Below are 10349 nucleotides of genomic sequence, written 5' to 3'. Positions count from 1 at the left end.
CACCATCGATGTCGCCTACCGGTTCTTCTCCACCGACAAGCGCAAGTTCATCATTGCCGATACCCCGGGCCACGAGCAGTACACCCGCAACATGGCCACCGGGGCCTCCACCGCGAGCCTGGCGATCATCCTGATCGATGCGCGTTATGGCATACAGACCCAGACCCGGCGCCACAGCTACATCTGTTCGCTGTTGGGCATCCGCCACCTGATCGTCGCCATCAACAAGATGGACCTGGTCGACTATTCCCAGGCGCGGTACGACGAGATCGTCGCCGACTATCAGCGGTTCTCTACCAATCTCAACGATGCCAACCTGCACTTCGTGCCCATCTCGGCGCTGGAGGGCGACAACGTCGTCAACCCCAGCGAGAACATGAGTTGGTACGCGGAAAGCGGCGGCGAGGCGCTGTTGCCGTTGCTGGAGCGTGTCGACGTCAAGCACGACAGCAACCTCGAGGACCTGCGCTTCCCGGTGCAGTACGTCAACCGGCCCAACCTCAACTTCCGTGGCTACTGCGGCACGCTGGCCGCCGGCATTCTCCGCCCGGGCGATGCCGTCCGCGTGCTCGGCTCCGGCAAGAGCTCCCGCGTGGAGAGCCTGATCACCTACGATGGCGAGCTGGACGCCGCTTATCCCGGCCAGGCGATCACCGTCACCCTGAAAGACGAGATCGATATCTCCCGTGGCGACATGCTGGTAACAGCGGATAGCAAGCTGGAGCCAACCACGGCGTTCACGGCGGATATCGTCTGGATGCACGACACGCCGCTGGAAGTCGGTCGCGAGTACGAGCTCAAGGCCGGCACAAGCGTCGTCAGCGGTCGCGTGGCGCGGATCATCCACCAGACCGACGTCAATACTCTGGAACGGCATCAAGCCGAGAACCTTCCGCTCAACGGCATCGCGCGCTGCCAGATCGAGGTCAAGCAGCCCCTGGCGCTGGACCCCTACGTGCGCTCGCCGCACTCCGGCAACTTCATCATCATCGACCGCATGACCAACGTGACGGTCGGTGCCGGCATGGTGGTCGACACGCTCAGCGCCAGCAACATTGTCTGGCACGACATGGCGGTGACCAAGCAGCGCCGGGCCGAACGCAACCACCAGAAGCCGTGCATCATCTGGTTCACCGGGCTCTCCGGCGCGGGCAAATCGACTTCCGCCAATGCGCTCGAACGCCAACTGTTCGGCATGGGCTACAGCACCTATCTACTGGATGGCGACAATGTGCGTCACGGGCTGTGCGGCGATCTGGGCTTCAGCGACGACCACCGCCAGGAGAACATTCGCCGCGTGGGCGAGGTGGCCAAGCTAATGGTCGATGCGGGCATGATCACGCTGGTCTCGTTCATCTCGCCGTTCCAGCGCGACCGGGATATCGTGCGCGACATGGTCGATAGCGGCGAGTTCATCGAAGTCTTCGTCAACACCTCGCTGGATGTGTGCGAAGGGCGCGATCCCAAGGGGCTCTATCGCAAAGCGCGGGCCGGCGAGATCGACGACTTCACCGGTATCAGTTCTCCCTACGAGCCGCCCACGAGCCCGGACATCGTCATCGATGCGGGCGAGCTCTCCATCGAAGAAGTCGCGAAAACGCTGATCAGCAACCTCAAGCGGCTGAACGTCATCGGCTAGCGTCCATCCCTTCAACGCCATCTTGCATTCGGTAACAGGCTCCTCCGACGCGTTTGGAGCGGGCCTTACCCGTTGACGTGCAAGCCTTTTGCCATGGATGGCTGAAGGAACTCATGTTTAAATAGTTACGTAACGTAACGTTCGCAATACCCCCACGCCTAGAGATGCACCGTTTTCGTTGTAGGCAAGCCCTTGCTGGCACCCTACAATCGTGGGGTTATTAGGCTATGGATTGGGCCTGACTTCAGTTCGCTTCACGACCGCATCAGGGATGGTGCTGCAGGTAAGTTTCCTGAGACCACACTGAGCGCCGGCGTGTCTTGCGACAGCAGGCCGATCCACCGGAAGCGACCGCCGAGGGGGGTGGCTGCTTTACCGGTTTTCAGTGTTTTCGTCCATCAGGTTAAACAGACAACATGCCAAACGTTTTCAACGGGGTTTCCGCCGGCTGCAGCCGCTTCGGAAGGTGGTTAGCGGTGGGGGCTTTGGCCGTGACCTTCGCGGGCTGTGCATCGCAGGGCCATTACGGTGGCAACAATGTCGGCACCATGCAGGGCGCTGCTGCCCTGGGGCCCGACATCTCCAGCTTTCTCGACAACGCCACGCCCGGCACCATCTCCGCCTTTCCCAAGAGCCCGTGGGGCTCCAATGTCTCCGTAATCGTTCAGGAACGCTATTTCGCCGCCAGCGGCCGTCTCTGCGCGCATCTGGACGTCGCCAGGCAGGGCGCGCCCCAGAATGCCCAGCGCGCCCAAGTGGCATGTCTCGTGAAGGACAACGGCTGGTACACCCAGCGTCTGGTCACGCAGGTGTTGGCAGGCCCCAGCACTCGGTAACAAAAATCCCCTGCTTTGGTGCCTGCCTCCGCGTGTATCGTTTTTCGATCGGCCAGGTTGTTGGTTCAACCGCCGGATCGCACTTCGAACCGTTTGAAAGCAGGCCTCGAGCCGTGTGAACACAACAGGAAGTCTTGCATGAAACATGCAGCATCGTTTTTCCGGGCCGGGTGCCTGGTGGCGGTAGCGTGCCTGAACGTCGGTCTGGCGCACGCACAATCCTTCGGGTCCGGCAGTATCGTGCCGCAGGACCAGCAAGCCCAGTCGATGACCTCCCAGGCTCCCGGGGCCAACGGTCAGCAGCAGGGCCAGCAGCAAGCCGTGGACGACCAACCCCGCGCCAACTGGAATAGTGCGAATTACGGCCCCGTCGATCCGAGCCAGCAAGAGAAGGTCGATCCCAACACGCTACCGCCGTTCGGCGCCAACCTGTTTACTGGTGGATTCCGGGGCGTGATGGCGGATGGCCTGAACCCTGGCTACACCATCAAGCCGGGTGACCAGATCAATCTGCGCGTCTGGGGCGGTACCGAGATGCAGAGCGTGCTGACGGTGGATTCCCAGGGCAACATCTTCCTGCCGGGGATCGGCCCGCTTAACGTCCAGGGTACCTCCAACAGCGAACTCAACTCCCGCGTTACCGCGGCGATCAAGTCGGTCTACCCGGAAAACGTCCAGGTCTATACCAACCTGCAAGGCGTGCAGCCGGTGGGAGTGTTCGTGACCGGCTATGTCAAAAATCCCGGCCGCTACTCCGGTACGCCCAGCGATTCGATGCTCTACTTCCTCGACCAGGCCGGTGGCATCGACCAGGCCCTGGGCAGCTACCGCCAGATCGCGATCAAGCGTGGCGGCCGCACCGTCGACACCATCGATCTCTATGACTTCCTGATCAACGGCAACATGCCGCATCCGCAGTTCCGCGATGGCGACACCATCGTGGTCGAAGAGCGCGGCCCGGCAGTGGCGGTGGTGGGTGACGTCGAGCGCCCATTCCGCTACGAGCTGGCAGGGGAGACCCTGACCGGAGGCGACGTGATCAACCTGGCGCGCCTGCGTTCCGGCGTCACCCACGTGTTGCTGCGTGGTGACCGCCCGGATGGCCCCCTGGCGCGCTACCTGACGCTCAACGAATTCCGCACCGCCAACGTACGGCGCGGCGACGAGGTGCTGTTCAGCGCCGATCAGCGCAGCGAGAGCATTGTGGTGCAGGTCGAAGGTAGCTACTACGGCCCTTCGCGCTACGTGCTGCCACGTGACGCCCACCTGGGCGAGTTCCTCAACGCGATCAGCGTGCCCAAGAGCATGACCAGCTATCAGGATGTCTCCATCCGCCGCCAGAGTGTCGCCGAACAGCAGGAAGAGTCGCTCAACGAGAGCCTGGACCGGCTGGAGCAGACCTATCTTGGCTACCCGGCGCGGACGACCGGCGAAGGCGAGATTCAGGTTCGCCAGGCCGAACTGATCGAACGCTTCGTGCAGAAGGCACGCCAGACCAAACCGACCGGCAGGCTGGTCGTCGCGCGGGGTGACAATATCGCCGATATCCGCCTGCAGGATGGCGATGTGGTCACCATTCCGGAAAGCTCAGACTCCGTGCTGTTGAGCGGCGAAGTGACGATTCCCCAGGCCATGGTCTATACCCCGGGCATGAGTGCCGAGGACTATATCCGCCAGGCCGGCGGCTTCACGCCACGCGCGGATGACGACCAGGTGCTGGTGGTGCATCGCAACGGCGCGGTCATCCATGCCGGTGATACCGACGTTCGCGCCGGTGACGAGATCATGGTGCTGCCGGCCGCGCCGACCAGCAACATCGAGCTAGCGACCAGCATCACCCAGATTCTTTATCAGGTAGCCGTGGCGACCAAGGTCGCGCTGGATCTTTAAACCTCTCTTCAAGCACTGCATGAGCGCCCGCGCGACAGCATGTCGGCGGGCGCAGGAACGTTAAATGGTAACCAACACGGAACAGATTCCGGATTCCCCACGCCATCCCCTACGCGTCACCTGGGATGTCTGGTCCGCGATGTACCTGCGCGAGATGATTGCCAGAACCATGGCGGATCGAATGGCCTGGTTCTGGATGATCTTCGAACCCATCGCCACCATCGCGGTGATGATCTTTATTCGAGCCTACATACGAGGCGGTAAAAACATTACCGGGGCGGAGTTCATCCCCTGGATGATCGTCGGGTTGATGGGTTTCTACCTTTTCCGAGAGGCCATGCTGCGGCCCATGGGGGCCGTGGAGGCCAACCGGGGCCTCTTTACCTACCGCCAGATACTGCCAATCGATCCGGTGCTGATCCGCTGCTTCGTCGAGGGAATGATCCGTAGTTTCATCTTTCTGCTGTTCGTTGTCGTCGGTTCACTGCTGAAGATCAACCTGATCCCGGATCACGCCTTCGGTGTGATGATGGATTGGCTCTCGCTGTGGATGCTGGGCGTCGGTCTCGGCGTATTGTTGTCCGTGGCATCGGGCCTGGTGCCGGAAGTCGGGCGAGTCGTCAGAATCATTACCCTGCCGCTGCTATTGATCTCCGGTGTCATCTTTCCGGTGACCTACGTGCCCGCGCAGTATCAGCAATACCTGCTGTGGAATCCTATCGTGCATGGTATCGAGAGCATGCGACTGAGCTTCTTCGATAGCTACCACTCGATCCCCGGTATCGATATGACCTACCTCTGGTTCTGGGCGCTGTCGACTCTGACCTTGGGTCTTGTCATGCACGTTCGGTTCGCTTCGCGCTTGAAGGCAAGGTGATCCAATGATCGAAATCCAGAACCTCTACAAGCGCTATCACGGGCCACATGGTGGCGACTGGGTCCTGAAGGATATCAATCTCACCATCCCCGATGGCATCAGCGTCGGCGTGGTGGGCCGCAATGGTGCGGGCAAGTCGACCCTGCTGCGCCTGATCGGCGGTATGGATGCACCAGATCGCGGCAGGGTAATTCGTAAGGGACGTGTTTCCTGGCCGATAGGCCTTGCTGGCGGTTTCAAAGGCTCCATGACCGGCCGACAGAACGTCAAGTTCGTCGCTCGCGTCCATGGCATCAAGAAAAGCCTTCACAAGCTGATCCAGGAAGTCCAGGACTTTGCGGAGATCGGCAAGGCCTTCGACGACCCGGTCAATACCTACTCCTCCGGTATGCGAGCCCGCTTGGCGTTCGGCCTTTCGCTCGCGTTCGACTTCGATATCTATATCTCCGATGAAGCAACTGCCGTTGGCGACCGCGCCTTCAAGGCCAAGGCCAGGGAGGCGTTTCAGCAGCGCGTGGATCACGCCAGCCTGATCATGGTTTCGCACGGTGAGGGCACACTGAAACAGATGTGCGAAGCAGGCATCTTTATCGACCAGGGGCAGGCGCACTGGTACGACCGCATTGACGATGCTATCGAGGCGTATCATCGCGCAACCGGACTGATTACAGATGTCGCCGATGAGGATGACGACGATTACGAGGCACCACTGCCGACTGACCCGAGTTCTATCGACGAGCAGATGAAAGCGCTGCGCCGCGAGAGTGCGCAAATCCATAAACAGCAGATCATCGCGGAGTACCGTCAGGAATCGGCCACGGACGATGCCGTCATTGCCGAGATTCAGCGGGAGCGTAAAGAGTTGCGTGACAAGCGTCTCGGCATAAAACAGCGCTTTCGATCGCTGAAACAGCATAAGCGCGAGATCGAACGGAAAGCGTCCTCGCAGTGAGTCAACGGGGCCTAGCCCAACAGGCTTCAACCGAATGAAAGAAGCGAATTTGATGAACTCTTCAGTCAAACAGAAATTAACGCGGCATCTTCACTGGGTCATCTGTCTGGTGGCCATCGTACTCGTCGGCTTTTACTGGTCAGTGTGGGCTAGCGACCGATACGTATCGCATGCTCACGTGGTATTGGAAAGCCCTCAGCTCGCTACCCCAGAATTGAGCTTCAGCAGCCTGCTATCCGGCGGCGGCGGGGCGAACAACGCCGATATGTTGCTGCTCCGGGACTACCTGCGCTCAGTCGACATGTTGCAGTACCTGGTGGAGAACGCCAATTTTCGCGAGCATTATGCGAACGGGGGCGGCGACTTCTTCAGTCGTCTCAGCGACGAGGACGCCCCGCTGGAGGAGCTGCACGACTACTACCTCAAGCGCATCTCGGTGGAGCTTGACGAATACGCTGGCGTGCTGCGAATTGATGTTGAGGCGTTCAATCCCAAGGAAGCGTATCTGATCGCCAACCTGCTGCTCGAGCGTGGTGAGCAGCATATGAACGATATGGGCCGGCGCCTGGCGGAAGAGCAGGTCAAGTTCCTTCAGCAGCAGGTCGATCAGCTTCAGGCGACGTTCGAACAAACGCGCCAGGCGCTGGTGGACTACCAGAATGAGAATGGGTTGGTATCGCCGACCGGGACGGTCGAGAGCCTTAGCGGCGTCGTCTCAACGCTGGAGGGGCAACTGGCCAGTTTCAAGGCTCAGAAGACGGCGCTCAGTAGCTTCCAGAGTGCCAGCTCTCCTGAAGTAGTACGTGTGAAGAGCCAGATCAACGCATTGGAGGACCAGATTGAAAAAGAGAAGCAACGGTTGGCCGCTCAGTCCGGTAATGCGCTGAACTCCGTATCTTCTGAGTACCAGCGCCTGCAGCTGCAGGCCAAGTTCGCGGAGGAGAGTTATTCCGGGGCGCTATCTGCACTACAAAGCACCCAGGTCGAGGCGGCACGTAAGCTCAAGCAGCTTTCTACGCTCCAGTCCCCGACGATGCCCCAATATCCGGAGCAGCCGGAACGCTTGTATAACATCGTCGTGTTTGCCGTCATCGCGCTTTTTATCGCCTTGATCGTCAACATGCTGATTCTGATCGTCAAGGATCACCGGGACTGAGACGACCGGCGCTGTTGGCCGGGCGGTAGTGTCATGAAATATGGATGAATGGTGAGTCAGCTTGAACAGTACCGTGAAGCAGGACCCTGTCGATGTAGTGATCACGTGGGTGGATGGATCCGACCCCATGATGCAGGAGAAGCGCGATCACTACCTGCAGCAGGCCGGGCATGTACCGACCATTGCCAGCAAGGCCCGTCGCTTCAGTGACAATGGCGAGATTCGCTTTTGCCTGCAGTCCATCGCAACGCATATGGCCTGGGTCCACCGAGTCTACATCGTGACGGATGGGCAAACACCGGCGTGCGTGAAAGACTTGCCTGCAACACTCAAACCGTTGAAAGACAAGATGCGCATCGTCGACCACAGCGAAATTTTCCGCGGTCATGAGGAGTTGCTGCCAACATTCAACTCTCTGGCGATAGAAACGTTTTTGTGGCGAATCGAAGGTTTATCGGAAAAGTTCATCTATATGAATGACGATATCTTTCTATGTGGCAGTGTCTCGCCAGACGATTTTTTTCGCAGGAAAAAGGCGCTGTTGAGAGGACGTTGGTTGGGCTGGAATGAGGTTGAAAAACTCTCGTTTCATTCACTGAACAACCGCCGAGGTGCGGAGTTCAGCCCATTCAAAAATGACAAGTTCTTCAAGGCGATTCACGTTGCGCATCCGATGCGAAAAAGCATCATGGCCGATGCCTACGAAGCCAATCAGGAAGCTTTCATCAAGAACGCCTCCCATCGGTTCAGAAACCGCAGACAGTTCTGGCCAATTTCTGTTCATAACCATTTGGCCTTCGCGCAAAGACTCGCGAAGCGTAAACGCGATGGCAACGATTGGGTGCATTTCTCTGTCGCTTTTTGTCGCGATGCTGAACCGGACGCAATCCGCCACAAGCTCAACGTATTGAGCCGAAGAGATAAAAAGCTAGGTTGCCTCAATTACTCGGAAGCCGTTGTCGAAAAAGTGCCGGACGCCTTGGAGAGGTTGCAGAAAGTCACGACGCCTTCGTTATTCCAGAGAATTAAATCAATGACGTACAAGGCAAGTTAAATGGCTAAGACGATTATCACATATGGGACGTTTGATATGTTTCACGTCGGTCATCTCAACTTGCTACGCCGGCTCAACGAGATGGCGGATCGAGTCATCGTTGGTGTGTCGACTGATGAATTCAACGTCAAGAAAGGCAAGAAAACGCTGATACCCTATGAACAGCGAGCCGAGATCGTCAGTGCCATTCAATACGTCGATCTCGTTATTCCTGAGAAGAGCTGGGAACAGAAGTTATCTGACGTACAGGAGTATCAGGTTGATACCTTTGCCATTGGCAAGGACTGGGAGGGTAAGTTTGATTTCCTCAATGAAGTATGTGAAGTCGTCTATCTAGATCGAACTGATAGTATTTCGACTACGGATCTCAAACGGTCATTGAAACGATTTTTGTCAATTTCACAAAAAGACCTTTCCCAAGCTTTTGAAGTGTTGGAAATGCTGCGTCGGGATCTGTCGTAACTCGCCTGTCGAGAATCAGGCTCGTGAGGCTTTTTCCATGGTCAATACCGCTTTTCGAACGAGAGCCGATCAATTGAGGTTGATCGATGAACCCGTCCGCCTGCTAGACAAGTGGCGCCCGCCAAGCCGTGCGTTGCTTCTGCGTCAGGGTAATCATGGCGAACTGAGGGAGTTGTGTCACCAGCAGTTGAACCGTCGAGGGCGTTTGAACCTGTGGAACGGCAGGCAAGAAAAAGCGTTGCTCTACCTGGCATTGAGCCATTACTACCGTGGCGAATACGGTGAGAGCCGCCGCTGGCTGGCGCAAATTCAGGAAATCCGCCCCTATGATACCAATGCAAGATACCTGGCGGCGGATATTGCCCGTGTCCAGGGGCAGTTGCATGAAGCTTGGTCGCAACTCGAGATACTGGTCCCGAGGACGAGACGCCCCAAGACCTGGCTTTACATGGCGCAACTGGTCGATTCTCGCGAAGCGCTAGAGCGACTGCGGAACAATTATCGTCGTGCTTCGGCATCCGACTCAGTGCCTCCATTTCATCCGGCCATTGCTCAGTATCTGGCTACGGGTCATCAACGTGCGGGTGATTACGCCAAGGCATTCGAACTTTGGCGACAGGTGATAACACACACCGCCAAGCGGCCTAAGCCGGGTCGTACCAATACCTCCATCGCTACTGCGTTCCGTACCGGTGGCGCCGCTGTGGCGTTAAAGGACATCAACCGCGTGCTTCGCTCCAATGGCACCAAGCCATTTCTTGTCAGCGGGACGCTGCTGGGTTGCGTTCGCGAAGCCAGGCTGTTGGCTCACGATAATGACATCGATATCGGGCTGATGGGGGACACGGACGAGCAGGCTATATCTAGGATCCTGTCAGTTTCCGGTCATTTTCATCTATTGCCCCGTCGCGCTGGTGACTGCCTGCGGGTAAAACATCTGAATGGCATCGCCATCGACGTTTTCCTGCATTACGAGGACGGCAAAGGCGTCTGGCATGGCGGGACCAAGGCGCGGTGGTATAACTCCCCGTTTGGGCTAATCGAGAGACCATTCCTGGGTGAGCGCTTCTGGATACCGGACCCACCCGAGCGATATCTGGAAGAGAATTATGGCCATAACTGGTGCACGCCAGTAGTGAACTTTGATTCGACCTTGGATACCCCTAACGCCGAGATCCGTTCGCAGGAAGAACTCATCATTCATGCCTACAAGAAGCTTAACGGCGCCTTGTTGCAAAATGATGACGGGTCGGTGACAAGATACCGAGAGTTGCTGATGAATTTGAACCAGCCGGATCCGCTGTTCATGCATCGCTAAATAAAGCGCTAAGGAATTTCATGGACTCCAAGATTTATCGAAAGCTGAGAAAGCTGGTTACCAAGCCGCGACTCTATTTTGAGGATGCAAAACTCAAGCAGCAGCACCCTGATCTCGAAAAGCACAGTGCAGCGCTGAAAGAGGCAAAGTGATCTTGCCCAGCAG

At 57.8% G+C, this 10349-nt stretch carries 10 protein-coding genes; all 10 read left to right on the top strand.

The window, feature by feature from the left end:
* A partial coding sequence (gene cysC, locus DOM54_RS14795; RefSeq protein ID WP_110717086.1) for an adenylyl-sulfate kinase occupies positions 1-1639 on the top strand: 1639 nt, incomplete at its 5' end.
* Positions 1640-2115: 476 nt separating this feature from the next.
* Positions 2116-2475 (top strand): DVU3141 family protein, encoded by a 360-nt coding sequence (locus DOM54_RS14790; RefSeq protein WP_206019122.1) that lies wholly within the window; start codon positions 2116-2118, stop codon positions 2473-2475.
* Positions 2476-2613: 138 nt separating this feature from the next.
* Positions 2614-4365 (top strand): polysaccharide biosynthesis/export family protein, encoded by a 1752-nt coding sequence (locus DOM54_RS14785; protein ID WP_110717084.1) that lies wholly within the window; start codon positions 2614-2616, stop codon positions 4363-4365.
* A 64-nt stretch (positions 4366-4429) separates the two neighbouring features.
* Complete coding sequence (locus DOM54_RS14780) at positions 4430-5242, top strand: ABC transporter permease (protein WP_206019121.1); 813 nt, start codon at positions 4430-4432, stop codon at positions 5240-5242.
* Between the two features lie 4 nt (positions 5243-5246).
* Positions 5247-6194: an ABC transporter ATP-binding protein gene (locus tag DOM54_RS14775; RefSeq protein WP_110717083.1), complete on the top strand. Its 948-nt coding sequence runs from the start codon at positions 5247-5249 to the stop codon at positions 6192-6194.
* 34 nt (positions 6195-6228) lie between these two features.
* Entirely contained in the window at positions 6229-7350 is a 1122-nt protein-coding gene (locus DOM54_RS14770) for a KpsE/RkpR family capsule polysaccharide export protein (protein WP_240613922.1), read from the top strand.
* Between the two features lie 61 nt (positions 7351-7411).
* A complete protein-coding gene (locus DOM54_RS14765; RefSeq protein WP_110717081.1) occupies positions 7412-8404 on the top strand; it encodes a Stealth CR1 domain-containing protein in 993 nt (330 codons plus the stop codon).
* The gene (locus DOM54_RS14760) at positions 8405-8866 is read left to right on the top strand and encodes an adenylyltransferase/cytidyltransferase family protein (protein WP_110717080.1); all 462 of its coding nucleotides are present in this window, start codon (positions 8405-8407) and stop codon (positions 8864-8866) included.
* Positions 8867-8903: 37 nt separating this feature from the next.
* The gene (locus DOM54_RS14755; RefSeq protein WP_162619889.1) at positions 8904-10184 is read left to right on the top strand and encodes a tetratricopeptide repeat protein; all 1281 of its coding nucleotides are present in this window, start codon (positions 8904-8906) and stop codon (positions 10182-10184) included.
* Between the two features lie 20 nt (positions 10185-10204).
* Entirely contained in the window at positions 10205-10336 is a 132-nt protein-coding gene (locus tag DOM54_RS20535) for a hypothetical protein (RefSeq protein ID WP_276309686.1), read from the top strand.
* The last annotated feature ends 13 nt before the right edge of the window (positions 10337-10349 follow it).

This window comes from Salinicola acroporae, assembly GCF_003206615.1.
GTDB classification, from domain to species: domain Bacteria; phylum Pseudomonadota; class Gammaproteobacteria; order Pseudomonadales; family Halomonadaceae; genus Salinicola; species Salinicola acroporae.
This window is presented reverse-complemented; position numbering and strand designations above follow the sequence as displayed.